Here is a 22,424-nt window from a genome sequence, read left to right on the forward strand (position 1 = left end):
CGACCAGCTGGACCAGGCCGCGGCCGCCGACGACAAGGCGGCCGGCCGGTTCGCCGAGGCCCGCGTCGACTCGACGCCGTTCGGCATCTCGGCGCAGGCCCGCGAGCTCGCGGGCCGCTGGTCGGCCGCGCTCGCGGCCCGGGAAGCGGACGCGCGCGTCCTCGGCGACGCGACGTCGGACCTGGCCGGCCGGCTCCGGATGGCGGCCGACACCACGAGGAGTACGGGCTTCCGGGGGCGGATCGCGGTGGCGCCGTGACGCTCGAACTGTTCGAGCACCCGGCGCTGACCTCGGCCGCGGCGCGGTTGTCGACGCTCCGGGCGGCCGCGGGCCGGATCGGCGCCCCGGACCCGGTCGCGGCCCTGCGCCACCTCGACTGCGCCCCCTCCGAGATCCGCACCTCGGCCGCGGCGGTCGACTCGGGTTCCACCGTGGTGACGACGGCTGCTTCCGAGTTCCGCACCGGAGTCGATCTCGCGGAAACCGGGGGCAGCGCGGAGACGTTCGGCACGTGGGCGGACACAGTGGACGGTCAGTACGCCGAGGCGGCCCGCGCGGCGGCGGCGACGGCGGCGCTGGGTGAACGCATCGCCGACTACCTCGACGCCCTGGCCGTTTCGACGTCGGCCGAGGTCGCCGCGATCGCCGAGGCCGCGGAACCGGCGGCGTCCGCGGTCCTGTCGGACGACCGGTCGGCCGAGGTGGTGAGCACGGTCAGCGGCGCGTGCGCGTCGGTGGTCCGCACGGTCCAGCGGAAGGTCTCCTCGCTGTCTTCCCTTGCCGCGGAACTGGAACCGCTGACGACCCCGGCGGTCGACCTCAGCTGAAGTGCTCCCGGGCCCAGTCCTCGAAGGGCCGCGCGGGATGCCCGGTGACGTTGACGACGTCCAGCGACACGGGCTCCGGTTCCTCGACCAGCGACGCCCAGTAGTCCAGTGCACCGGCCGCGAATTCCGCACCCATTTGCCGAATCAGCTCCGATTTGGCTTCTGCGATCGGCTGTTCTTCCCACACAGCCGGCGTTCCCAGGGCGTCCCCGATGAGTCTCACCTGTTCGGCCTGGGTGATCGCCTCCGGCCCGGTGACGAGGTAAGTCTGCTCGGCGTGGTCCGAAGTGAGCGCTTTCACCGCCATATCGGCGACATCGCGCTCGTGCACGAGTGACCTTTTGGCTTGGCCGAAAGGTCCACGCACGACGCCGTTATTGGCTTGCTCCGCCCAGCCGAGGGTGTTAGTGGCGAGGCCGGTGACCCTGAGGAACGTCCAGTCGTCCGTGACCTTTTGGACGGCTTTTTCGACGTCGCCCCAAACACCACCTTGCTCCGCGCTCATCGCGGAGAGATAGACGATCTTCTTGCCTTTCAAGGGTTCCACGGCTCCTTCGATTCCCGTCGCATCGAAGAAGGGCCAGAGCAGGTAAACGGCGTCAACACCCTGGGCGGCTTCGGCAAGATCGGTGATGTCACCTCGCACGACGTCCACGCCTTCGGGCGCTTTCCCCGGGTCCCGGACAAGAACACGAACTCGCACTCCGGCGTCCGCCAGGCCGCTGACGACGTGGCGTCCGGTGTGGCCGGTGGCCCCGGTGACGAGAACGGTCATGGAGTACTCCCTCGTGATCGGCTACCCGACCACGGTCACACTTCAAGCCCTCTTCAAGTCAAGCGGGCGATTCGGTATCGGCGGACCCGGCAGTGCACCAAAATGCCTCGGTCATCGACGGCGCCACAGCAAAACACCCGGCGTCCCTCTGCGGGGAGCCGGGTGTCTCGCTTGCTGAAGAGCGGTGGCGGTGGGATTTGAACCCACGGACGGGGATTAGCCGTCACACGATTTCGAGTCGTGCTCCTTCGGCCGCTCGGACACGCCACCGCCGAGAAATATACCGGAGCGTCTCCCGCAGCCTCACCTGGGGTCGGTGGGCCGCTCTGGCCGGCGGCGGGACTGGACGTCCCGGATCACGCCGCTCGCCTTGTCTCGCAGGTCGTGGGCCACTTCGCGGACCTGAGCGGTCCTTCGCTGGGCTCGGCCGGATGCCCTCAGACGCCGATTGCCGGTCACGTCTCCGAGCTTCTCGCGAGCGCCGCCGACTGCCTGCTGGACCTTGTCCTTCATCGTCACGACGGTTCCTCCTTCGACGGGGACCTCACCGAGGGGGTACCCACCGACGGACTCAGCGACGCGTCGCGAAGTACGTCTCCAGCAGGGACGCGCACTCCGCTTCGAGGACCCCGCCGTGAACCTCCGGGCGGTGGTTCAGCCGCCGGTCGCGCACGACGTCCCACAGGGACCCGACCGCGCCCGTCTTGGGCTCCCACGCGCCGAACACCAGCCGTGAGATGCGCGCCAGCACCAGTGCGCCCGCGCACATCGTGCACGGCTCCAGCGTCACCGCCAGCGTGCAGCCCTCGAGCCGCCAGCCGTCGCCCACCACCTGGGCGGCCGCGCGCAGGGCCAGGACCTCCGCGTGCGCCGTCGGGTCGCCCAGCTCGGTCCGCGCGTTGCGCGCCGCGGCCAGGGGCAGCCCGTCGGGGCCGAACACGACCGCGCCGATCGGGACGTCCGCGCCGGGGGCGTGTGCGGCCTCCAGCGCCGCCTCCACGGCTTCGGTGTCGGACGGCCGTCTCAGAGCTCGTCCAGGAGCTTGGCGAACTCGGTGCCGAACCCGACGCGCTGCGCGATCATCTGCAGCTGTTCGTCCGGGTACAGGTCGACCTCGCCGACGATGACCTCCAGCTCCGGCGCCGGCAGCCCGAGGTCCGCGAGGATCTCGAGGTCGCCTTCGGGCCAGACGGAGTCGTCCTCCTCGTCCGGCGGTTCGACGCGCAGGACGTCGAGGACGTCCGCCGCGATGTCGTAGTCGAGTGCCGCCGCCGCGTCCGAAAGCAGCAACGCCGGTCCCCGCGGGCTCGGCCGGACGAGGACGAAGAACTCGTCGTCGACCGCCAGTAGCCCGAAGGCCGCGCCGGTGGAACGTAGTTTGCCCAGTTCAGTGATCGCCGCGTCCAGCTCTGTCAACGCCCCCGGGTCGAGCGCACTGCACCGCCACCGACCGTCCTCCCGGACCACGGCTACCGCGAAGCCCGTGACCGGCTCATCCACCGCCATGCGCACACCGTATTCCGCTGCCCGACCGAGCGCACGCACGGTGCGCCCGAAGCGCCGCATGGGCCACTATCGGGAGCATGACCGGACCCACTGACCTGCCCACCCTGCCCGGCACGCCGTTCGCCGGCCTCCTCGACGACGCGCGGGCGCTGCAGGACCGCACCGTCGCCCTGCGGCGGGCGGTGCACCGCCGGCCGGAACAGGGCCTCCAGCTCCCGATCACCCAGGCGGCCATTCGCGAAGCCCTCGCTGACCTGCCGTTGGAGATCACGGAGGGCAAGTCCACGACGTCGCTGACGGCCGTCCTGCGCGGCTCCCGGCCCGGCCCGGCGGTGCTGCTGCGCGGCGACATGGACGCCCTGCCGCTGTTGGAGGAGACCGGCCTGGAGTTCGCCTCCGAGGACGAGGAGTCGATGCACGCGTGCGGGCACGACACGCACGTCGCGATGCTCGCCTCGGCCGCGCGGCTGCTCGCCGAGCGGAAGGGCCAGCTGGCCGGGTCGGTCGTGTTCATGTTCCAGCCGGGCGAAGAAGGTCACCACGGCGCCCGGTTCATGATCCACGAGGGCGTGCTCGACGCGGCCGGGACGCGGGTCGAGCGCGCGTTCGGCATCCACATCCTCGCCAACCTGCGCAGCGGCCTGCTGTCGGTCCGCCCGGGCCCGCAGATGGCGTCGGCGGACTCGTTCCACGTGCGCGTCGTCGGCAAGGGCGGGCACGGTTCGGCGCCGCAGCACACGATCGACCCGGTGCCCGCGGCCGCGGCGATGGTCGGCGCGCTGCACACGATGATCACGCGCCGGGTCAGCGTGTTCGACCCGGCCGTGCTGTCGGTCACGCGGATCCAGGCCGGCACGACGACGAACATCATCCCGGAGAGCGCCGTGCTCGAGGGCACGATCCGCGCCTTGTCCGAGCACACGCGCGCCCTGGTCCGGACCGAGCTGCCCAAGGTGTGCGAGCAGGTCGGCGCGGCCTACGGCTGCCGCGTCGTCGCCGACGTCGAGCCGGGCTACCCGGTGACCGTCAACGACGACCGCGTCGCCGCCGAAGTCCTGACGATCGGTGAAGCCGTCCTGGGCCCGGAGAACGTCGAGCTGATGGCCGACCCGCTGATGGGCGCCGAGGACTTTTCCTACGTCCTGCAACGCGTTCAGGGCGCGTACGCGTTCCTCGGCGCGTGCCCGCCCGGCGTCGACCCGGCGGAGGCGGCGGCGAACCACTCGAACCGCGTGCTCTTCGACGAAGACGCCATGCCGAACGGCGTCGCGATGCTGGCCGCCTTCGCCCTGGACGCCCTCCGCTAAGGCCCGGTGCGCGACGGGCGGCCGTCCTCCAGGTGACCGGCGAAGCGGCGACGCCAGCCGGGCACCTCGAACGTGACGTCGTACCAGCCGTTCGCCGTCGTCACCGGGAAGTCGTGCGCGCCGCCCGGCGGGATCGTGACGCCGTTCAGCACGACCGGCGCCTGGCCGCTGTTGGTCACGGTCACCCGCAGCGACGGCGTCGGCGCGAACGTGACCACGGCGTCGAGCTCCGGACCGCCGGAAGCCTCCACCAGGAAGCCGTTCGGACCGTGGATCGCGACGTCGTAGGCGCCGCTGTGCGCGACTTCGTCCGTGACGACCCCGTTCGGCGGGACGTCGAAGCGTTGTGACGTCCCACCGGCGTGGTAGGCGTACGCGGCCAGCTGCAGCGCCTGCGTGCCGTGGTTGGCCAGGTGCAGCTTGAGGGCACCGGGCTCCACGGCGGCCCACGCGACCGGCTGGTACGGCAGCGGACGCGCCTTCGCCGTGCCCGGCTCCTGCGTCAGCGCACCGGGCCGCACGCCCGGCTTCGGCAGCCGCGTCTGCGTCCGGTCGGCTTCGGCGCGCAACGCGTCGACGTCCGGGAGCAGCGGGATCGTGGTGTCGTGCGTCCGGAAGTCGAAACAGCTGGTCAGGTCGCCGCAGATCGCCCGGCGCCACGCCGAGATGTTCGGCTCCCGCACGCCCGTCCACGTCTCGAGGAACCGCAGCACCGACGTGTGGTCGAAGACCTGCGAGTTCACCCAGCCACCACGGCTCCACGGCGAGATCACCGTCATCGGCACCCGCGGCCCCAGCCCGATCGGAACCGGCGGCCCGGACGGCACGCCGTTCCAGGGCTGCCTCGCCGGCAGGAACTCACCGGGCGTCCCGGGTGCCGGGGTCGGCGGGACGACGTGGTCGAAGAACCCGTCGTTTTCGTCGTAGTTGACGAACACGACCGTGGATTCCCACAGCTCCGGCTTGTCCCACAACGCTTTCAGCATCCGTTGGACGTACGCGGCACCGTCGACCGGCCGGGCCGCGGGGTGCTCGCAGTAGCCGTAGGGCGCCACCACCCACGACACCGCGGGCAGCGTCCCGGCGTCGCAGTCCGCGAGGAACTCGGCCAGCACGTGGTCGAGGTCCCTGCCCCGCCCAGAGTCCGGTTTGAGCTTCGTGCGCAGGTTCGCGCGCTCGGCGAGCCGCCGCTTCACGGGGTCCATCGAGTACAACGCGTCGTGGTAGTTCTGGAACAGCCACAACGGGTTGTCGCCGTAGTCGCCCACGAAGTGCTCGGGTACGCCACGCTCCTCGTCGTTCGCGTAGATGCGCCACGAGACCCCGGCGGCTTCCAGCCGCTCCGGGTACGTCGTCCAGCGGAACGACGGCTCGTAGTCCGGCGAGTTGTGCGTGGCCGGACCGCCCGCGACCCCGTCGGGGTCGATCGTGCCGGTCCAGTGGAACAGCCGGTTCGGCTGTGTCGGCCCTTGAATCGAGCAGAAGTAGTGATCGCACAGGGTGAACGCGCTCGCCAGCGCACGCTGGAACGGGATGTCGTCGCGCGCGAAGTGGCCCATCGTCATCGGGCTCTTCGCGGCGATCCAGCTGTCGTACGCACCGCCGTTCCACGCGCGGTGCGTGCTGTTCCAGTCGTGCGGCAGCTCGCCGAGGTCCTGACCGTCCACGACGGACGTGTCGATCCGGAACGGCAGTACCGGGTCGCCGCCACCGCCGCCGCGCTGGCGGAAGACGTCCCGCAGGGCAGCGCGGTCACCGAAACCGCGCACCCCGGCCATCGTCCCGTAGTAGTGGTCGAACGACCGGTTCTCCTGCATCAGCACCACGACGTGGCGAACGTCTTCGATGGTGCCCGTGCGCGGCGCCGGCACCGCGCACGCCGCGGGGAGGGCACCGGCCACGGTCACCGCCGCCGCGCCACCGAGCACCGTTCGCCGCCGGATCCGGCCCATGCCCACCTCCTCGGGCGCGAGCTGTCCGCACGCCGAGGACGCGGCCAAGGAGTACGTTCACCGCCGAGAGAAAGGTGCAGCCATGCTCGGCTCAGCGGATCTGGTCGCCTTCGCACCGTCGACCGACCTGGAGCGCTCACGTACCTTCTACACGGATGTCGCCGGGCTCGAGTTCATCGAGCAGTCTCCTTTCGCCTGTGTTTTCCGCAGCGGGGGCACCATGCTGCGGGTCACCGCCGTGCCGGAGTTCACGCCGCACCCGTTCACCGTGCTCGGCTGGGCGGTGGCCGACATCCACACGTCCGTCGCCGAACTGCGCGCCCGGGGCGTCGAGTTCCTGACCTTCGACAACCTGCCACAGGACACCGACAAAATCTGGACCACGCCGGGCGGCCGGATCGCCTGGTTCCGCGATCCTGACGGCAACGTGCTCTCGTTGACCGAGTTCACTGGCCATTAAACAACAGTGTTGATTTAATAGGTGCATGACTGACGCCGAACGCCTCGCCCAGCTCGCTGACCAGGAGGAACGCCTCCAGTTCACGCAGTTCGACAACGAGACCGCGCTCGCCCTCGGCGCCCAGCTGCTGGCCGCCGCACGGGACCGCGGCCTGCCGGTGACGATCTCCGTCCGCCGCAATGGCCAGCGCCTCTTCCACGCCGCGCTGCCCGGGACGTCGGCCGACAACGACGCCTGGATCGAGCGCAAGAGCCGCGTCGTCGACCGCTACGGCCACAGCTCCTTCCTGGTCGGCAGCCAGTTCCGCGCGAAGGGCGGGACCTTCGAAAAGGACTCCCGCCTCGACCCGGACCGGTACGCGGCGCACGGCGGGGTGTTCCCGGTGCTGGTCCGCGGCGTCGGACCGGTCGGCACGGTCGGCGTCTCCGGCCTCCCGCAGGCCGACGACCACGCGTTCGTCGTCGAACAGCTGGAGCTGTTCCTCGCCTCCTGAAATTCTTCGGACGGGGTTTGTCGATCCGGCGCCCACCTCGGACGACGGTCTTCCGAGAACCCCGATTCGAGGAGGCACGATGGCCGAACTGATCGTCACGACGTTCCTGTCCCTGGACGGCGTCTACCAGGGCCCCGGCGGCGTCGAGGAGGACACGTCGGGCGGCTTCGACCTGGGCGGCTGGGTGACGCCGTTCTACGAGGACGACATGGCCGCTTACGCCACGGAGTGGCTGTCCAAGGCCGGCGCCCTGCTGATCGGGCGCCGGACCTACGACATCTTCGTCCAGTACTGGCCGAAGGCCACCGACCCGGACAACGCGATCGCGGTCGCCATGAACGACCTGCCGAAGTACGTCGCGTCCCGGACCTTGTCGAGTTCGGACTGGTCCGGCGTGTCCTTCGTGAACGGCGACGTCGTCGAGTTCGTCCGCGAGCTGAAGGGCCGCCCGGGCGGCGAGATCCAGGTCCACGGCAGCGGCGACCTGCTGCAGACCCTCATCGCCCACGACCTCGTCGACGAATACCGGCTCTGGTTCTACCCGGTGGTGCTGGGCAAGGGACGCAAGCTGTTCCCGGAGGGCGTGACGCCGAAGTCGTTCACGCACGTCGAGACCCGCCAGACGTCGACGGGCGCCAACGTGCTGGTCCTGCGCCCGGCCGGCAAGCCCCGGCACGACACGTTCCAGCTGGTGACGGAGTAATTCCGTCGCGGCGCCGGACGCCGCTGGTTACCGTGGGCGCATGCAGCGCGCCATGACGACGACGCCGGAGAGTGTCCCGGCGCGCTGAACGACGTTTCCAGCCCGGGGCGGTTGCCCCGGGCTTCGTCTTGTGGTCACCCGCCTCGCCGTCCCCGAGGAGTCCACAATGCACGACCACCGCAAGCTCGGCCGCGAGCTGGAGCTGTTCGGCTCCGACCCGCTGATCGGCGCCGGCCTGCCCTACTGGCTACCCGACGGCGCGATCGTCCGCCACAGCCTGGAGGAGTACGTCCGCGACGTGGAACGCCGCGCGGGCTACCGGCACGTCCATTCGCCCGTGCTCGGCAAGCGCGAGCTGTACGAGCTCTCCGGGCACTGGTCGCACTACCGCGACGACATGTTCCCACCCATGGACCTCGGCGGTGAGCAGGTCATGCTGCGGCCGAGCCTGTGCCCGCACCACGCGCTGATCTACCGCTCGCGCGGGCGCAGTTACCGCGAGCTGCCGCTGCGGCTGGCGGAACTCGGCGGGATGTACCGCGCCGAGCTGTCCGGCGTGCTCGGCGGCCTGAGCCGCGTGCGCGCGATCCAGCTGAACGACGCACACGTCTTCTGCACCCTCGACCAGGTCGAAGACGAGGCCGCCGCCGCGTTGGCCCTGATCAGGCGGGCTTACGACGCTCTCGGCATCCAGCCGGCACGCTACCGGCTCTCGCTCGCCGGGGACTCCGGGAAGTACGTCGGCGACGCCGGAAAATGGCTGCGAGCGGCGAATATCCTGCGTTCGGTGCTCGATCGCGCCGGACTCGCGTACGACGCCGTCGAGGGCGAAGCGGCCTTCTACGGACCGAAGATCGACGTCCAGGTCGTCGACAGCGCCGGCCGCGAATCGACCCTGTCCACCGTCCAGGTCGACTTCCACCAGCCGGAGCAGTTCGCGCTCGAGTACGTCGGCACGGACGGCGCGAAACACCGGCCAGTGATGGTCCACCGCAGCATCATCGGCAGCATCGAGCGGGCGATGGCGCAGCTGATCGAGGTCCACGGCGGCGCGTTCCCGGCCTGGTTGGCGCCGGTGCAGCTCCGCCTGCTCCCCGTGTCCGACGCCGAACTGCCCTACGCCGACCGAATTCAGCGCGACGACCTGCGCATCGAGGTCGTCGACGCGTCCCGGGGCAGCCTGGGCGCGCGGATCAGGGAGGGGCGGCTGGCGCCGTACCAGGCCGTGATCGGCCCGCGGGAGGTTTCGTCGGGCGGGCTTTCGATCCGGCTGCGCGACGAGAGCCGGCTGGACACCCGGCCCGTCGACGAAGTTCTCGCGTGGCTCGCCGACGAGATCAGGAAACCGCTTCGGCCAGCCAATCCAGCGTCGGCGCCAGGCTTTCCGGAGCCGCCCAGCCGTTGACGACCGCGAGCAGTTCCAGGTAGCGCGCGCGACGCGGATCCCGGGCGGCGGCCAGCCACGCGCGCAGCCGCCCGGGATCCCGCCCGAGGCCGTCGACGATCTCGGCGGCCTCCGGCGAGTCCGGCGCGACACCGGCCTCGACGGCGGTCCGGAGCTCCGCGGTGAGGTCGCGGCGAAGGCCGCCCGGGTGGTCGTCCGCGAGGCGTCGCAAGACGCCGCGGAACTCCGCGTCCTGAGTCAGCTCCGCCAGCTCGATCCAGGCCTCGACCTGCGCGGCTTCCGGGTTGTCCGGCAGTTCGGGAGTCAGGCTGCGCGCGATGCCCGCGAGCTCGGGACGGTCGCCGAGGGCGTCCCGGAGGAAGTCGTCGACGAGCCGGCGACGCTCGGTGTCCGACAGCTGGGCCAACTGGTTCATCAGGCTTGTCTCCTCGGGTGTCGAACCACGCTCCGCAACCGCGGTCAGGACGGCGCGACGCAGCCGCAGCACCCGGATCTGCACCGCGAGGGCTTCCGCATGCCTCGCCGCGACGTCGGCGACGGTGACTTCGCCGTCGACCACACGCCGGATCGTGGCGAGGTCCAGCCCCAGTTCGCGGAGGGTGCGGATCAGGTCGAGCCGCGCGAGTGCGGTCCCGTCGTACAGCCGGTGACCTGCGGGATTGCGCTCGGCCGGCGGCACGAGACCGCGGTCGGAGTAGAACCGGACGGCCTTGACGGTCAGCCCCGTCCGCCGGGCCAGCTCGCCGATCGAGTAGCGCATGCGGTTCAGCCTGGCACCTCCTCCCAGGGGAGGCGCAAGACTGGTTTCACCTCATCGTGTCGATCACATGTTCGAATAACGGCGGTAGAGTCGATCACGTGGAAGCAACAGTCAGTGAGCGCGCGAACCCAAGAGCCGATGGCGAACGCTGCGGAGTTCGTCGCGGGAGACACCGGCCTCGAGCAGATAGTGCTCGACGTCGAAACCGTCGAGGGCAGCCAAGACGGCTTCTTCGGCCGTCGCGCCTCGCTTCGCGAGGATGGCCTTGACGACCGGACCTTGATCGTCGGTGCCCATCGCAGCGAACAGCGCCTTGACGGCCTCGGCCGACAAGGCGTAGTCCGCGGCGATGGCCTTGGGTTCGACATCGGTCAGCGCGAGCAGCAGGAGCGTGATCAGCCCGGTCCGGTCTCGTCCGGCGCCGCAGTGGAACAGGACACCGCCGGGATCGGCGTGCGCGATCGCCTTGATGACGGCGGCGCAGCGGCCGGCTTTCCGCTGGAGGAAGAGGGGGTAATAGAGCGGGGTGCCGTTGAGCTGGTCGCGGTTGACCTGCTGCCAGAACTCGACGTCGTCGATGTCGTCGAGCGGCACTTCGAGGCGGGTGATGCCAGTCGGCGTGGCCGGTCCCGCGGAGTGTGCGGTGAACTGCGCCGAACCTGCCTGCGCTGTTCGCGATTCGAACCTGGGCCGGATCTCGTCGTCGTTGCGCAGGTCGACGACGGTGCGGACGCCGGCTTCGCGAGCCTGGGCCCAACCCGCGTCAGTGACAAACCGGAGGTCCGCCGACCTGAAGAAGGCGCCGTAGCCGGTCGTCTTCCCGGACTTGGTCGGCAAGCCGCCGAGGTCCCTCGTGTTGAAGAAGCCGTCCCAGGCCATCACCCTGCTCATCGTTTCGCAACACCTCACGTTTCTTCGCGGATCCGGGTCACCAGCTGCGTCGGATTCACGAACCGCAACGCCACGACGAGGAGGATCAGCATGGAACCCGTGTAGATGGTGGCCATCGCGTCGACCGACTGGTTGGCGCGGATACCCGCGGCGAACACGGAGTTGTAGAGGGCCACGACGAGGGTCGTCGAGTCCGGGCCTGCCGTCAGGAACGTCAGCTCGAACATGCCGACCGTGCGCACCAGCACCAGGATCGACGCGGCCAGGATGCCCGGCAGCAGCAACGGGCCGAGGATTCTGGTGAAGACCGACAGCGTGCGCGCGCCCGACATGCGCGCGGCCGCTTCGATCTTCGGGTCGATCTGCTCGATGAACGGCGTCATCGTCAGCACGACGAACGGCACCGACGGCACCAGGTTCGCCAGGATGACCCCGGTCATCGAGCCGGCCAGGTGGAACTTGTAGAGCACCGTGGCCAGCGGGATGCCGTAGGTGATCGGCGGGATCAGGATCGGCAGCACGAACAGGAGCATCACCAGGCGCTTGCCGGGGAACGTCCGGCGGGCCAGTGCGTACGCGGCCGGGACGCCGACCGCCACCGACACCGCGATCACCACCAGGGCGACGATCGCCGTCGTGAGGAGGACGTCCGAGAGGCCGAACTCGCGCCAGGCGTCGGCGTACCAGTGGGTGGTGAAGCCCTCCGGGAGCCAGGTGCCGAACCACTGCACCCCGAACGAATCGACGACGACGGAAAGGACCACGCCTGCGAGGTTGACGAAGAAGAACGCGACGACGGCCCAGACGACCCAACGTCCGGGACGCGTGACCCAACCGGTCATCCCTTGCCTCCGGTCGCTCCGCGGTACAGCGTGCCGCGCCACGCCATGACCAGGCCGATCACGATCAGCATGAGCACCGCCATGATCATCGCAACGGCCGAGCCCATCGAGTAGTCGTACTCCTCGAAGGCGGCGTGGTAGGCCGCGATCGAGATGACGCGGGTCTCGTTCGCCGGGTCGCCGACGAGCTGAGCCGACGGGAACACCGAGAACGCCATAACGAACGAAAGGCAGAAGGTGATCGCCAGGCCGGGCGCGAGCAGGGGCAGCGTGATCCGCCGGAAGCGCTGGACCCAGTTGGCGCCGAGCGTCGCGGCCGCCTTTTCCAAGGAGGGGTCGATGCCCGAGAGATAGGACAGCGTCAGCAGGAACGAGAAGGGGAAGCCGGTGATGACCAACGACAGCAGGACACCCGTGTAGTTGTGGACCAGCGGGAGCGGCTGGTCGGTGATCCCGACGGCGGTGAGCACCTTGTTCAACCAGCCCGCCTCGCCGCCGTACATGAGCAGGCCCTGCGCGGTGAGCACCGTGCCGAGCGTGATCGGGACGACCAGGATCGTCGTCAGGAGGCGCTTGCCGCGCACCCGGCCACGCATGACGTACGCGATCGGGATGCTGGCGAGCACGTTGACGAACGTCGCGGGCAGCGCGATGCCCAGCGTCGTCCAGATCGTGTCGCGCAGGTACGGGTCGCTGAAGAACCTGGCGTAGTTCGCGAAGACACCGCCCTGGCGAGGGGCGAACGACAACTGGAGGCCGTAGAGGAACGGATACAGGAACAGGCACGCGGTGACCAGCAGCCCGGGCACCAGGAGCAGCAACGCGCGGTCGATGCCCCGTTCGGCCAGGCGGTGGCGCAGCGCCGGGCGGGTGGTCGTCACGGCGGTCACGGCGCGAACACCAGGACCCGCTCGGCCGGGACACCGATCTTCGCCGGGTCGCCGGGGGCGAGACGCTTGTCCGTGCGGAAGTAGACCGGCACCCCGTTGGGCAAGCGGGCCGAGACCGACAGCTCGCGGCCGTGGTACTCGACGATCTCGACCGTGACGTCGAGGGCGTTCTCGGTACCTTCGCCCACGACGAAGTCCTCGGGACGGATGGCGACCTTCGCCGGGCCGTCCGTGAGGTCGTCGCGGTTGGTGCCGGTCAGGCGGATGCCGTCGCCTTCCACGGTGACCGGACCGGCGGCCGGGCCGGTGACCGTCAGGTCCAGGAGGTTGCGGTAGCCCATGAAGGACGCGACGTAGCTGTTCACGGGCTGGGCGTAGACCTCCTCGGGTGTGCCTATCTGCTGCACCGCGCCCTCGCGCAGCACCACCAGGCGGTCGGCGAGTGAGAGCGCCTCCTCCTGGTCGTGGGTGACGTAGACCGTGGTGAGGCCGAGCGTCTGGTGGAGGCGGCGGATCTCCATCCGCATCTCGAGCCGGAGCTTGGCGTCCAGGTTGGACAGCGGCTCGTCCATCAGGACGACCGCCGGCTCCAGCACCACGGCCCGGGCGATGGCGACGCGCTGCTGCTGGCCGCCGGACAGCTGGGCGGGGAACTTGGCCGCGTGCTCCGTGAGCTGCACCAGGCGGAGGGCTTCGTCGACCCGTCGGCGGGCGTCGGCGCGGGCGACCTTGCGCATCTTGAGGCCGAAGCCGACGTTCGCGCGGACGGACAGGTGTGGGAACAGCGCGTAGTTCTGGAACACCATCCCGAACCCGCGCTGCTCCGGTGGCCGGCCGTCGATGCGGGCGTCGTCGAGCCAGATGCTGCCGCCGGTCAGCGGCAGGAGGCCGGCCAGGCAGTTCAAGGCCGTCGACTTGCCGCAGCCCGACGGGCCCAGCAGGGCCACGAACTCGCCGCGGGTGATGGCGAGGTCGAGGCCGCGCAGGGCGTTCGCGGTGCCGAAGCTGCGCGAGACACCGTCGAGCCTGAGCTGCTCGAACGTCACTTCTTGCCGACCTTCGAGCCGCCGACCAGCTGGTTCCACTTGTCGAACGCCTTTACCTGCTGCGCGGCCGGCAGCGAAGTCTCCTTGGGGTACTGGGCGATCCACTGCTCGTACTCCGGGCGGCCGAACTGCTTGATCGTGTCCTGGCTCTTCTGCGGCGCCATCTGGAGGGTGACGTCCTTGACCGCCGGGCCGGGGTAGAAGTAACCGTCGTCGTAGGCGATGGCCTGCTGGTCCGGCTTGAGCATCCACGCGACGAGCTGCAGGATCGCCGACTCCTGGTCACCCGAGAGCCCCTTCGGGATCAGGGCGTACTGGGCGTCGGTGACCCAGTGCATCGGCTGCATGATCGCGGTCTTGACCGTGTTCGGCACCGTACCGAGCTTGCGCGGGTTGATGTCCCAGCCCGTGGTCGACATGACCATGTCGACCGAGCCGGAGGCGAGGTTCTTCATCGCCTCCGTGGTGCCGGACGGGTAGTACTTCACGTACTTGCCCAGCTCCTGCAGGAACGCCCAGGTCTTGTCCCAGCCCTTGTCCGGATCCTTCGGATCCTTGTCCCCGAGGAGGTACGGCAGCCCCATCAGGAAGGTCCGGCCCGGGCCGGAGTTCGACGGCTGGGCGTACTGGAACTTGTCCGGGTGCGCCTTCGCCCAGTCGAGCAGCTCCTGCGGTGACGCCGGTGGCGTGGCGGCCGCGGCCGGGTTGAACTCCAGCAGCGGGCCGGACGGGTAGTAGACGACCTCGACGCCGTAGCCGTTGGCGAGGTCCTGCATCTTGGCCGCGGGCTCCAGGTAGTTCTGCATCAGGTTCGGGAACCGGCCGGCGAAGTCCGGGAGGATCTTCGCGAGGGTGCCGTTCGCGATGCCCGCGGAGAGGCCGTCGGTGCCGCTCAGGACCAGGTGGGTCTGGGCGACGCCGCCGTCCTGCTCGGCCTTGAGCTTGCCCGCCATGCTCGGGGCGGGGGCCGTCGAATAGGTGACCTTGGAGAGCACTTCGGGGTGCGCGGCCTTGAAGTTCTCGATCATCTGCTTGGTGAGCTGCAGGTTGCCGGCGATGTCGAGGATGTTGAGCTCGACCGGCTTGCTCGGCTTGTCCGGCACGGCCTGCGGGGCCGCCGCCTGGCCGCCGTCGCCGCCGGGGGCACCGCACGCCGTGAGGCCGGCGGCGAGGCTCACCACCAGCAGCGCTCGTCGGAATCGGAAGCCGCTGCGACCCTGCATGGCTGCTCCTTGCCCGTGATAATGTTGTATGTCGCATCATATATCAGATCGGACACGTCCTTGGCGAGCACTTTCGCTCCCGATCGGGCCGTCCGGGGAGACCGTGATCCGGAAGGGGCCCGATGACGTTCGAGCAGCAGAGGCGGCGGCTTTCCGGGGTGGTGGCCATCCCCGTCACGCCGTTCGACGCCGAGGGCGCCGTCGACGGCCAGACCTACGCGAAGCTGGTCGACCGCCTGGTGACCAGCGGCATCGAGGTCGTGACGCCGAACGGCAACACCGGCGAGTTCTACGCGCTCGACACGGACGAAGCCCGGCAGTGCCTCGAGGTCACCGTCGAGGCCGTGGCCGGCCGGGCGAGCGTGCTCGCCGGGATCGGGCACGACGTCTCGTCGGCGACGCGGGCGGCGGCGCACGCGCGGGACGCCGGCGCGGACATGGTCATGATCCACCAGCCGGTGCACCCGTACGTCTCCGGCGACGGCTGGGTCGACTACCACGCTTCGATCGCCGCCGCGGTGCCGGAACTCGGCGTGGTGCTCTACGTGCGCAACCCCGCCATCGGCGGTGAGCAGCTGCACGCGCTGGGTGTCGCGGCGCCGAACGTAATCGGGGTCAAGTACGCGGTGCCGGACCCGGTGCGGTTCGGTTCGGTCGCGCGGGACACCGGCTTCGAGCGGTTCGTGTGGATCGCCGGGCTGGCCGAGCTCTCCGCCCCCGGCTACTTCGCGGTGGGCGCCACGGGGTTCACGTCCGGGCTGGTGAACGTCGACCCGACGATCTCGCTGGACATGTTCCGCTCACTGTCCACAGGGGACTATCCGGCGGCGATGGCCGTCTGGGAACGGATCCGGCCCTTCGAAGAACTCCGTGCCGCCAACGGGAACGCGAACAACGTCAGCGTCGTCAAGGACGCGCTCGCGCAACTGGGTCTCTGCCGCCCGGATGTCCGGCCGCCCAGCCGGCTGCTGACGGCGGCCGAGCGGGAACGGCTCTTCGGCCTGCTCTCGTCCTGGGGGCTCTCGTGAAGATGGCGGCCCGTCGACGGGTCGGAAGTGCGGTGACGCCGAACCACAACTCGCCGACGAACCACCCTGTGACAGAGGCCTGTTCGGCTCGATCCTCGCTGTAGCAACCCAACTGGGCGCCCCGGGCGTCGCTCTGCGCGACTGCGGGCGGCTGCTCGCCGGCCGAACGGCTGGCACGGTTGCGGTACGAGACGGGTTCGGGCCTGACAGGCTCCTGTCTCCAGCCGGAGTGATCCGACCGGAAGGTCACGGGTGTGCGGTAAGTCACCGTAATCCCGATGTGGCTGACTGTACACCTGCTCGGCAACCTGCGGGGAATTGCCATTCCGGCGGTGGGGTGAGAGGCTTGCCTAAGGACGCGGTACCACCGCGACCAGGCCCCAGTGCCCTTTTCCCGGACCGGACCCGGACCCTGTCGGGGCCGGAAACCGTTGCTGGACAAGCCTTTACGACTTACCCAGAGCGGTTGTGCCGATGAGTGCCACCCAAGTTCCGGATACCCCTGTGTCCACCGGCAGTGACTTCGCCGAGCTGTCCCGGCTCGTCAAGGCCGCCGGGCTCCTCCAGCGCCGACGCCGGTACTACATCGTGCGGATCGGGTTGAACCTCGCCGCCTTCGGTGGCGGCTGGGTCGCGTTCGCCTACCTCGGCGACTCCTGGTGGCAGCTGTTCCTCGCCGCGTTCTTCGCGATGATGTTCGCGCAGCTTTCGTTCATCGGCCACGACGCCGGGCACAAGCAGATCTTCAGCAGCCGCAAGGCGAACGACGCGACCGGGTTCGTCCACGGTGGACTCACCGGCCTGAGCTACGGCTGGTGGGTCGGCACGCATTCGCGCCACCACGCCAACCCGAACCACGAGGACGAGGACCCGGACGTCGACATCGCCGCGCTCGCGTTCAGCAAGGCGCAGAGCTCGCGCAAGCGCGGCTTCCTCCGCTGGATGGCGAAGTACCAGGCGTTCCTGTTCTTCCCGCTGCTGCTGCTCGAAGGCCTCAACCTGCACGTCTCGAGCGTGAAGGCGGTGCTGAACAAGGACATCCGCCGGCGCAAGCTGGAGTCCGCGCTCCTGATCGCGCACCTGGTGGCCTACCTCGCCGCCGTGTTCATCGTGCTCTCGCCGCTGACCGGGATCATCTTCATCCTCGTGCACCAGTTCCTGTGGGGGCTGTACATGGGCTGCTCGTTCGCGCCCAACCACAAGGGCATGGAGATGCTCGAGAGCGGGCACAAGCTGGACTTCCTGCGCAAGCAGGTGCTCACCTCGCGCAACGTCCGCGGCGGGCCGGTCGTCGACTTCGCCCTCGGCGGGCTGAACTACCAGATCGAGCACCACCTGTTCCCCAGCATGCCGCGGCCGAACCTGAAGCACGCGCAGGCGATCGTCCAGGAGTTCTGCGCCCGGTACGGGATTTCCTACGCCGAGTGCGGCTGGGCCCGCTCCTACGGTTACGTGTTGCAGCACCTGCATGAGGCAGGCGAGCCGCTCCGGACGAAGAAGGTGATGGCATGACAGCCCCCGCGCCGAACGAAACCGAAGTGCCCCGCTCAGGCGAACAGTGCCCGAGCTGCCCGCACCCCCTCGGCACCCACGACACGATCGCCCGCCGCTACTGCGCGGCCACGGCGGCCGGCCAGGGCACCGACCGCGGCTGCGTCTGCGGCAGCGCACAGGACCACAAGGCCCGCTGAGCCCGACCTGACCGCGCGAGCCGAGACATCTTCACCCGCGCAGAGGCGTACGAACCAGGGACCTCGCCGGTCGCGAACGGCTACCGGCTGGGACGCGGCACCCGGCCCCACCGAGCCGGATCGCGACCGCGGCCGGATCGACCTTCACCGGTCGACGGCCGAACTCGGCCCCGTGCCACCGGAATCCGCCACCCCGACCTCATCGAACCAACCCGCTGAACCGACCCACCGGACAGGATTCACCATGACCGCCCAGATCGAACCCACCAGCCGCTACCACCTGCGCGTCGAGCGCGTGAAGAAGATCGTCATGGAAGACACGAAGCTGAGCGACACCAAGGCGCTCGCGCTCGCCGTGCGGATGGTGCACGAGCTCGACACCGTCCCCGAGCCCGTGCGCTGAGTGTCGGCGCCGTCAGTCCGGCAGCACGTCCGGCAGGCCGAACGCCTTGAACACGCTCGGGACGAACGTCGTCACTTCGGCGACCGAACCGTCCGCGATGAGCAACGTGTTCAGGCCGAACGCGCGGAACGCTCCGCCGTGGCGAAGGTACGTCGCCACGGCGGGGCCGCCGTTGGCCCGCACCTCGCGCATCCGCAACTCCATCGCGTCCGGCCCGTGCAGCACCGGCGCCCAGCCCGCCAGCACCGTCGCGCGGCCGCCGTACCAAGCCGGTTCCGGCCCGTCGTGGCCGCCCGCGCCCGGCTGGTGGCTGCAGCGGACGTCGTCGCACAGGACCGCCGCGATGGCCTGGTCGTCGCCCGCCGTGATCGCCGCCATGTAGCGGGAGACGACCGCGCGCTCGTCGCCGCTCGACTCGACGCGCCACTCCGTGCGCCGCGACGGCAGCTGCTCCTTCAACTCCGCCCGCGCCCGCTGCAGCGAGCTGTTCACCGAGGCCGGGGTCGTCTCCAACGTCGTCGCGGTCTCCTTCGCCGTCCAGCCGACGACGTCGCGAAGGATCAGCACCGCGCGTTGTCGCGGCGAGAGGTACTGGACGGCCGCGAGGAACGCCAGCTCGACCGTCTCGCGCGCGACCGCCGCGTCGAGCAGGTCGTCCGGGCAGGGCTGGAGCCACGGGACAGCCGCCGCGGGCCGGGGCGCCAGGTGCGAACCGGAAGCCACGGGCAGGTCGACGGACGGCACCACCCGCGGCGTGCGGTCGAGGAAGTCGAGGCACGTGTTGGTCGCGATCTTGTAGAGCCAGGCCCGCAGGCTCGCCCGCCCGGCGTACTGCTCGCGGGCGCGCCACGCACGCAGGAACGTCTCCTGGACCAGGTCCTCGGCCTCGTCGACCGAACCCAGCAGCCGGTAGCAGTGCACCCGCAGCTCACGCCGGTGCGTTTCGGCCAGGTCCGCGAACTCTGTCTCGTCCATCTCGGTGGTCACCATGCCCTATGTGACGGCGACCGTCGCCCGAAGTCAGCTCTTCGCAGGTCAGCCGGGGTGTGGCCGAGGTTACTCGCGCGTTAAAAACACGTCAGCGGGAGCGGGGAACCCGTCAGGACGGCATCGGCGGCCGACCCGAGGGGCCTGCCGAAGGGTTGTCCTGAGTGAGTCCGATCCGCCGCGATGCCCGGAGGCACCCGTGACGCTCAGCGAGCTTCTTCCCAGCCTCGGCTGTGAAGCCGCCGACCACCTCGAGCCAGGAGTCTGGCCGCGCAGCACCCGACTCGGCGAAGACGGCGAGCTGCTCCTCGCCGGCGCGAAGGTCAGCCACCTCGCCGCCCGCTTCGGGACGCCGGCGTACCTCATCGACGAGCAGCAGGTCCGCGACACCGCACGCGAGTACCGGCGGGCGCTGCCGGACGTCGAAGTCGCGTACGCCAGCAAGGCGCTGTGCACGCGGTCCGTGCTGCGCTGGGTGGCCGAAGAGGGCTTGTCGCTCGACACGTGCTCCGCGGGCGAGATCGCGGTCGCCCGCGCGATCGGCTTTCCGGCGGAACGGATGCTGCTGCACGGCAACGCGAAAACGCCCGAAGACCTGAAGGCCGCGCTCGAGTACGGCGTCCGGCGGATCGTCGTCGACTCGCTCGACGAGATCGAGCAGCTCGGCGCGCTCGCCCACGGCGCGCAGCAGGTGATGATCCGCGTGACGCCGGGGGTCGCGGCCGGCGCGCACGCGGCGATCAGCACCGGCACCGAGGGCCAGAAGTTCGGTTTCTCCCTGCTCGACGGCGTCCCGGACAACGTCGACGCCGCCGTGAAAGCCGTCCTCGCCCAGCCCGGGCTGCGGCTCGCCGGCCTGCACTGCCACATCGGCTCGCAAGTCACCCGCGTCGACCGGTACGAGGCGGCCGCGCGGCGGATGGCCGAGCTGCTCGTCCGGATCCGCGACATCCACGGCGTGACGCTGCGGGAGCTCGACCTCGGCGGCGGGCACGCGGTGCCGTACGTCGGCGGTGAGCCCGCGTTCGACCTGGGCGGCTACTCGCGACGCCTGCGCGTGGCGCTCGGGTACGAGTGCGCGGCGCACGGCTTTCCGTTGCCGCGCTTGACGATCGAGCCGGGCCGGGCGATCGTCGGGCCGGCCGGGATCACGGTCTACCGCGTGTGCGCGGTCAAGCGCGGCAGCCGCACGTTCGTCGCGGTCGACGGCGGGATGAGCGACAACGCACGCCCGTCCCTCTACGGCGCGCGCTACACGACCCGCCTGGTCGGACGGCACTCGAAGGAGAAGCGCACCCCGATGACCGTCGTCGGCCGGCACTGCGAATCCGGTGACGTCCTCGCCGACGGCATCCTCCTGCCCGGTGACCTGCACGCCGGTGACCTGCTGGCCGTGCCGTGCACCGGCGCGTACCACCACTCGCTGGCCTCGAACTACAACCAGGTCGGCCGCCCGCCGCTGGTCGGCGTCCGGGACGGCGTCGCGACGCTCTTGGTGCGCCGCGAGACCGAGGAGGACCTCAGCCGGCGGGATCTCGGGTAACGATCACGTCGCCGCCGCGCGGCACCAGACCGCGCGGCAGGCGGCGGCCGGCGAAGAACTCGCGGCACGCCCGGTGCACCGCGAACATCAGCGGCACCCCCAGCACGATCGACACCACGCCGATCACCGCGACCCCGCCGACGCCGAACACCGTCGTCTCGCCCGCGTCCGGCTGTGCGTACTCGATCAGCGCGAGCACCAGCACGGCCAGGAAGAACACCCCGCCGACGAACGGCAACAGCCCGCGCAGCACGAAGTTCCGCACGCTCGCGAAGAGCGTCCGGCGGAACACCCAGACACACGCGAGGGCGGTCATCGTGTACTCGATGGCGATGGTCAGCCCGACGGCGTCGACGCTGTCCGAGAGCACGTTGTCGCTCACCAGCGCGAGCAGCACGTACACCGCCAGCGACACGAGCCCGAACGCCCAGGTGGCCACCGACGGCGTCCGGAACCGGGGGTGCACGCGGCCGAAGACCCGCGGCAGCGCGCCGTGGCTGGCCATCGACAACGTCGTGCGCGCGGCGGGCATGATCGTCGCCTGGCTGGTCGCCGCGCCGCTGGTCAGCACCGAGACGATCAGCAGCACGCCCAGCACCTTCCCGGTGGTCCCGTCCCCGAACACGGCGCCACCCAGCCCGGCCAGGACGTCGTCGGAGTTCGCTTCGTTGCCCAGCCCGACGCCGTCCGGGCCGACGCCCGCGAAGGCGAGCGCCGCGACCGTGACGAGCAGGTAGTTCAGCACCAGCAACACCGTCGAGAGCACCGCCGCGCGGCCCGGCGCGTGGCGCGGATCGGCCGACTCCTCGTTGACCGAGAGCGAGCTTTCCCAGCCCCAGTAGATGAAGACGGCCAGCAGCACCGCCGAGACCGCGGTGCCGACACCGACCCCGCCGGGCCACAGCCAGTCGAGCCGCGGCACCGAAGCCTGCGGTCCCGCCGTGCCGTCGAAAACGCGGACCAGCGCAACGACCGAGAACAGCACCAGCACCGCCAGCTCGACACCGAGCAGGATCCACTGCGCCCGCGCGGACACCTCGATGCCGCGATGGCACAGCCAGCACAACGCGAGCAGCCAGGCCGCGCCGATCGCCGTGGTCACCCACCGGTTCTCCGCGACGTCGGACGCGCCGAACAGCAGCAGCGTGTACCGGCCGGTGAGCGCGGACTGGCTGCTCATCACCAGCAGCTGGGCGACCGTGACGACCCAGCCGGTGAACCACCCCGCGTGGGCGCCGAACGCGCGGGTCGCCCACGTGAAGTTGGTGCCACAGTCGGGTTCCGCGCTGTTCAGCTCCCGGAACGCGAACGCGACGAACAGCACCGGGACGAACGAGAGCAGGACGAACGCGGCCGCCTTGAAACCGGTACCGGCGAGCACGATCAGCCCGAGCGTCGCCGCGATCGAGTACGCCGGGGCCGTCGACGACATCCCGATGACCATCGACGAAACCATGCCCAGCGCGCCGCTGCGCAGTCCTTTCTCCGTGACGGCGGGCGCGGGGCGGCCGCCGAGGGCCACGGCCTCCGACATGTGTTGGTCCTCCTGGCGTTCCGGTTCGGTGACGACGAGCCGCCAGACGGTACCCGGCGGCGGCCCGCGAGCGCCCCCGGCTGTGCGCGGGCGCACAAACGAGCCTCGGATTGGCTTGTGATTTTCCTCCGGGGCCACCGATTCCTCGGCCGATCGC

The 22,424-nt window shown here is 70.2% G+C and carries 25 protein-coding genes and 1 tRNA gene; 12 read left to right on the forward strand and 14 right to left on the reverse strand.

All coding sequences use genetic code 11. The features are described 5' to 3' along the window. Positions 1-259: hypothetical protein (locus tag ACGFMK_RS07625; RefSeq protein WP_392759393.1), on the forward strand; the 259-nt coding region annotated here is incomplete at its 5' end. Then, positions 256-828 (forward strand): hypothetical protein, encoded by a 573-nt coding sequence (locus tag ACGFMK_RS07630; protein ID WP_392759395.1) that lies wholly within the window; start codon positions 256-258, stop codon positions 826-828. The genes ACGFMK_RS07625 and ACGFMK_RS07630, both read left to right, overlap by 4 nt. Here ACGFMK_RS07630 and ACGFMK_RS07635 read toward each other — a convergent pair. The 5 genes from ACGFMK_RS07635 to ACGFMK_RS07655 all read right to left on the reverse strand — a co-directional run bounded on the left by ACGFMK_RS07635 (position 821) and on the right by ACGFMK_RS07655 (position 3,109). Next, positions 821-1,603 carry an SDR family oxidoreductase gene (locus ACGFMK_RS07635; protein WP_392759397.1) on the reverse strand — a complete coding sequence of 261 codons (783 nt, stop codon included), beginning with the start codon at positions 1,601-1,603 and terminating at the stop codon, positions 821-823. The genes ACGFMK_RS07630 and ACGFMK_RS07635 overlap by 8 nt on opposite strands. Before the next feature lie 182 nt (positions 1,604-1,785). Then, positions 1,786-1,873: transfer RNA gene (locus tag ACGFMK_RS07640), tRNA-Ser, on the reverse strand. A gap of 33 nt (positions 1,874-1,906) precedes the next feature. After that, complete coding sequence (locus ACGFMK_RS07645; protein ID WP_392760085.1) at positions 1,907-2,116, reverse strand: CsbD family protein; 210 nt, start codon at positions 2,114-2,116, stop codon at positions 1,907-1,909. Between the two features lie 58 nt (positions 2,117-2,174). Continuing rightward, the gene (locus tag ACGFMK_RS07650; protein WP_323324620.1) at positions 2,175-2,603 is read right to left on the reverse strand and encodes a nucleoside deaminase; all 429 of its coding nucleotides are present in this window, start codon (positions 2,601-2,603) and stop codon (positions 2,175-2,177) included. Positions 2,604-2,626: 23 nt separating this feature from the next. After that, the gene (locus ACGFMK_RS07655; protein WP_323324621.1) at positions 2,627-3,109 is read right to left on the reverse strand and encodes a tRNA adenosine deaminase-associated protein; all 483 of its coding nucleotides are present in this window, start codon (positions 3,107-3,109) and stop codon (positions 2,627-2,629) included. A 77-nt stretch (positions 3,110-3,186) separates the two neighbouring features. Between ACGFMK_RS07655 and ACGFMK_RS07660 the strand changes: the two genes are divergently transcribed. Beyond that, entirely contained in the window at positions 3,187-4,416 is a 1,230-nt protein-coding gene (locus ACGFMK_RS07660; protein ID WP_392759400.1) for a M20 family metallopeptidase, read from the forward strand. Here ACGFMK_RS07660 and ACGFMK_RS07665 read toward each other — a convergent pair. Continuing rightward, positions 4,413-6,368, reverse strand: a complete 1,956-nt coding sequence (locus tag ACGFMK_RS07665; protein ID WP_392759402.1) for a phosphocholine-specific phospholipase C — start codon at positions 6,366-6,368, stop codon at positions 4,413-4,415. The two genes, ACGFMK_RS07660 and ACGFMK_RS07665, sit on opposite strands and share 4 nt — an antisense overlap. On the opposite strand from ACGFMK_RS07665, the gene ACGFMK_RS07670 reads away from it, so the two are divergent. From ACGFMK_RS07670 to thrS, 4 genes are all read left to right on the forward strand, one after another. Further along, complete coding sequence (locus ACGFMK_RS07670; protein WP_392759404.1) at positions 6,367-6,828, forward strand: VOC family protein; 462 nt, start codon at positions 6,367-6,369, stop codon at positions 6,826-6,828. The genes ACGFMK_RS07665 and ACGFMK_RS07670 overlap by 2 nt on opposite strands. Positions 6,829-6,853: 25 nt before the next feature. Then, positions 6,854-7,321 carry a heme-degrading domain-containing protein gene (locus tag ACGFMK_RS07675; RefSeq protein ID WP_392759406.1) on the forward strand — a complete coding sequence of 156 codons (468 nt, stop codon included), beginning with the start codon at positions 6,854-6,856 and terminating at the stop codon, positions 7,319-7,321. Positions 7,322-7,400: 79 nt separating this feature from the next. Further along, the gene (locus tag ACGFMK_RS07680; RefSeq protein WP_392759408.1) at positions 7,401-8,024 is read left to right on the forward strand and encodes a dihydrofolate reductase family protein; all 624 of its coding nucleotides are present in this window, start codon (positions 7,401-7,403) and stop codon (positions 8,022-8,024) included. A 130-nt stretch (positions 8,025-8,154) separates the two neighbouring features. After that, positions 8,155-9,429, forward strand: a complete 1,275-nt coding sequence (gene thrS, locus ACGFMK_RS07685) for a threonine--tRNA ligase (protein WP_392759410.1) — start codon at positions 8,155-8,157, stop codon at positions 9,427-9,429. Here thrS and ACGFMK_RS07690 read toward each other — a convergent pair. From ACGFMK_RS07690 to ACGFMK_RS07715, 6 genes are all read right to left on the reverse strand, one after another. Then, positions 9,362-10,189 carry a MerR family transcriptional regulator gene (locus tag ACGFMK_RS07690; protein ID WP_392759412.1) on the reverse strand — a complete coding sequence of 276 codons (828 nt, stop codon included), beginning with the start codon at positions 10,187-10,189 and terminating at the stop codon, positions 9,362-9,364. The genes thrS and ACGFMK_RS07690 overlap by 68 nt on opposite strands. Before the next feature lie 111 nt (positions 10,190-10,300). Further along, positions 10,301-11,068, reverse strand: coding sequence for a tyrosine-protein phosphatase (locus ACGFMK_RS07695; RefSeq protein ID WP_392760087.1), 768 nt, complete (start codon positions 11,066-11,068; stop codon positions 10,301-10,303). Between the two features lie 26 nt (positions 11,069-11,094). Then, entirely contained in the window at positions 11,095-11,922 is an 828-nt protein-coding gene (locus ACGFMK_RS07700; protein ID WP_392759414.1) for an ABC transporter permease, read from the reverse strand. Further along, the gene (locus tag ACGFMK_RS07705; RefSeq protein WP_392759416.1) at positions 11,919-12,812 is read right to left on the reverse strand and encodes an ABC transporter permease; all 894 of its coding nucleotides are present in this window, start codon (positions 12,810-12,812) and stop codon (positions 11,919-11,921) included. The genes ACGFMK_RS07700 and ACGFMK_RS07705 overlap by 4 nt, the downstream gene beginning before the upstream one ends. Further along, positions 12,809-13,858: an ABC transporter ATP-binding protein gene (locus ACGFMK_RS07710; RefSeq protein WP_392759418.1), complete on the reverse strand. Its 1,050-nt coding sequence runs from the start codon at positions 13,856-13,858 to the stop codon at positions 12,809-12,811. The genes ACGFMK_RS07705 and ACGFMK_RS07710 overlap by 4 nt, the downstream gene beginning before the upstream one ends. Continuing rightward, complete coding sequence (locus tag ACGFMK_RS07715; RefSeq protein WP_392759420.1) at positions 13,855-15,081, reverse strand: extracellular solute-binding protein; 1,227 nt, start codon at positions 15,079-15,081, stop codon at positions 13,855-13,857. The genes ACGFMK_RS07710 and ACGFMK_RS07715 overlap by 4 nt, the downstream gene beginning before the upstream one ends. A 122-nt stretch (positions 15,082-15,203) precedes the next feature. On the opposite strand from ACGFMK_RS07715, the gene ACGFMK_RS07720 reads away from it, so the two are divergent. From ACGFMK_RS07720 to ACGFMK_RS07735, 4 genes are all read left to right on the forward strand, one after another. Beyond that, positions 15,204-16,109 carry a dihydrodipicolinate synthase family protein gene (locus ACGFMK_RS07720; RefSeq protein WP_392759422.1) on the forward strand — a complete coding sequence of 302 codons (906 nt, stop codon included), beginning with the start codon at positions 15,204-15,206 and terminating at the stop codon, positions 16,107-16,109. Positions 16,110-16,583: 474 nt separating this feature from the next. Next, positions 16,584-17,621, forward strand: coding sequence for a fatty acid desaturase family protein (locus ACGFMK_RS07725; protein ID WP_392759424.1), 1,038 nt, complete (start codon positions 16,584-16,586; stop codon positions 17,619-17,621). Continuing rightward, positions 17,618-17,800, forward strand: a complete 183-nt coding sequence (locus tag ACGFMK_RS07730; RefSeq protein WP_392759426.1) for an RGCVC family protein — start codon at positions 17,618-17,620, stop codon at positions 17,798-17,800. The genes ACGFMK_RS07725 and ACGFMK_RS07730 overlap by 4 nt, the downstream gene beginning before the upstream one ends. Before the next feature lie 244 nt (positions 17,801-18,044). Continuing rightward, on the forward strand, positions 18,045-18,203 hold the full coding sequence (locus ACGFMK_RS07735) for a DUF6307 family protein (RefSeq protein WP_323324637.1): 159 nt from the start codon (positions 18,045-18,047) through the stop codon (positions 18,201-18,203). Positions 18,204-18,215: 12 nt separating this feature from the next. On the opposite strand, the gene ACGFMK_RS07740 is transcribed toward ACGFMK_RS07735, so the two are convergent. Beyond that, complete coding sequence (locus ACGFMK_RS07740) at positions 18,216-19,178, reverse strand: RNA polymerase subunit sigma-70 (RefSeq protein WP_392759428.1); 963 nt, start codon at positions 19,176-19,178, stop codon at positions 18,216-18,218. Between the two features lie 211 nt (positions 19,179-19,389). Between ACGFMK_RS07740 and lysA the strand changes: the two genes are divergently transcribed. Continuing rightward, a complete protein-coding gene (lysA, locus tag ACGFMK_RS07745; RefSeq protein ID WP_392759430.1) occupies positions 19,390-20,733 on the forward strand; it encodes a diaminopimelate decarboxylase in 1,344 nt (447 codons plus the stop codon). Here lysA and ACGFMK_RS07750 read toward each other — a convergent pair. After that, positions 20,711-22,267: an APC family permease gene (locus tag ACGFMK_RS07750; protein ID WP_392759432.1), complete on the reverse strand. Its 1,557-nt coding sequence runs from the start codon at positions 22,265-22,267 to the stop codon at positions 20,711-20,713. The two genes, lysA and ACGFMK_RS07750, sit on opposite strands and share 23 nt — an antisense overlap. Between the last annotated feature and the right edge of the window lie 157 nt (positions 22,268-22,424).

The sequence above is a fragment of the Amycolatopsis sp. NPDC049252 genome (genome assembly GCF_043197175.1).
Lineage (GTDB): Bacteria > Actinomycetota > Actinomycetes > Mycobacteriales > Pseudonocardiaceae > Amycolatopsis.

Bases quoted from the DNA above. Each gene is read 5' to 3' on its own strand.
- ACGFMK_RS07635 (WP_392759397.1), bottom strand. From the start codon at position 1,603: ATGACCGTTCTCGTCACCGGGGCCACCGGCCACACCGGACGCCACGTC.
- ACGFMK_RS07645 (WP_392760085.1), bottom strand. From the start codon at position 2,116: ATGAAGGACAAGGTCCAGCAGGCAGTCGGCGGCGCTCGCGAGAAGCTC.
- ACGFMK_RS07655 (WP_323324621.1), bottom strand. From the start codon at position 3,109: ATGGCGGTGGATGAGCCGGTCACGGGCTTCGCGGTAGCCGTGGTCCGG.
- ACGFMK_RS07660 (WP_392759400.1), top strand. From the start codon at position 3,187: ATGACCGGACCCACTGACCTGCCCACCCTGCCCGGCACGCCGTTCGCC.
- ACGFMK_RS07670 (WP_392759404.1), top strand. From the start codon at position 6,367: ATGCCCACCTCCTCGGGCGCGAGCTGTCCGCACGCCGAGGACGCGGCC.
- ACGFMK_RS07665 (WP_392759402.1), bottom strand. From the start codon at position 6,368: ATGGGCCGGATCCGGCGGCGAACGGTGCTCGGTGGCGCGGCGGCGGTG.
- ACGFMK_RS07675 (WP_392759406.1), top strand. From the start codon at position 6,854: ATGACTGACGCCGAACGCCTCGCCCAGCTCGCTGACCAGGAGGAACGC.
- ACGFMK_RS07680 (WP_392759408.1), top strand. From the start codon at position 7,401: ATGGCCGAACTGATCGTCACGACGTTCCTGTCCCTGGACGGCGTCTAC.
- ACGFMK_RS07690 (WP_392759412.1), bottom strand. From the start codon at position 10,189: ATGCGCTACTCGATCGGCGAGCTGGCCCGGCGGACGGGGCTGACCGTC.
- ACGFMK_RS07695 (WP_392760087.1), bottom strand. From the start codon at position 11,068: ATGGCCTGGGACGGCTTCTTCAACACGAGGGACCTCGGCGGCTTGCCG.
- ACGFMK_RS07700 (WP_392759414.1), bottom strand. From the start codon at position 11,922: ATGACCGGTTGGGTCACGCGTCCCGGACGTTGGGTCGTCTGGGCCGTC.
- ACGFMK_RS07715 (WP_392759420.1), bottom strand. From the start codon at position 15,081: ATGCAGGGTCGCAGCGGCTTCCGATTCCGACGAGCGCTGCTGGTGGTG.
- ACGFMK_RS07720 (WP_392759422.1), top strand. From the start codon at position 15,204: ATGACGTTCGAGCAGCAGAGGCGGCGGCTTTCCGGGGTGGTGGCCATC.
- ACGFMK_RS07725 (WP_392759424.1), top strand. From the start codon at position 16,584: ATGAGTGCCACCCAAGTTCCGGATACCCCTGTGTCCACCGGCAGTGAC.
- ACGFMK_RS07730 (WP_392759426.1), top strand. From the start codon at position 17,618: ATGACAGCCCCCGCGCCGAACGAAACCGAAGTGCCCCGCTCAGGCGAA.
- ACGFMK_RS07735 (WP_323324637.1), top strand. From the start codon at position 18,045: ATGACCGCCCAGATCGAACCCACCAGCCGCTACCACCTGCGCGTCGAG.
- ACGFMK_RS07740 (WP_392759428.1), bottom strand. From the start codon at position 19,178: ATGGACGAGACAGAGTTCGCGGACCTGGCCGAAACGCACCGGCGTGAG.
- ACGFMK_RS07750 (WP_392759432.1), bottom strand. From the start codon at position 22,267: ATGTCGGAGGCCGTGGCCCTCGGCGGCCGCCCCGCGCCCGCCGTCACG.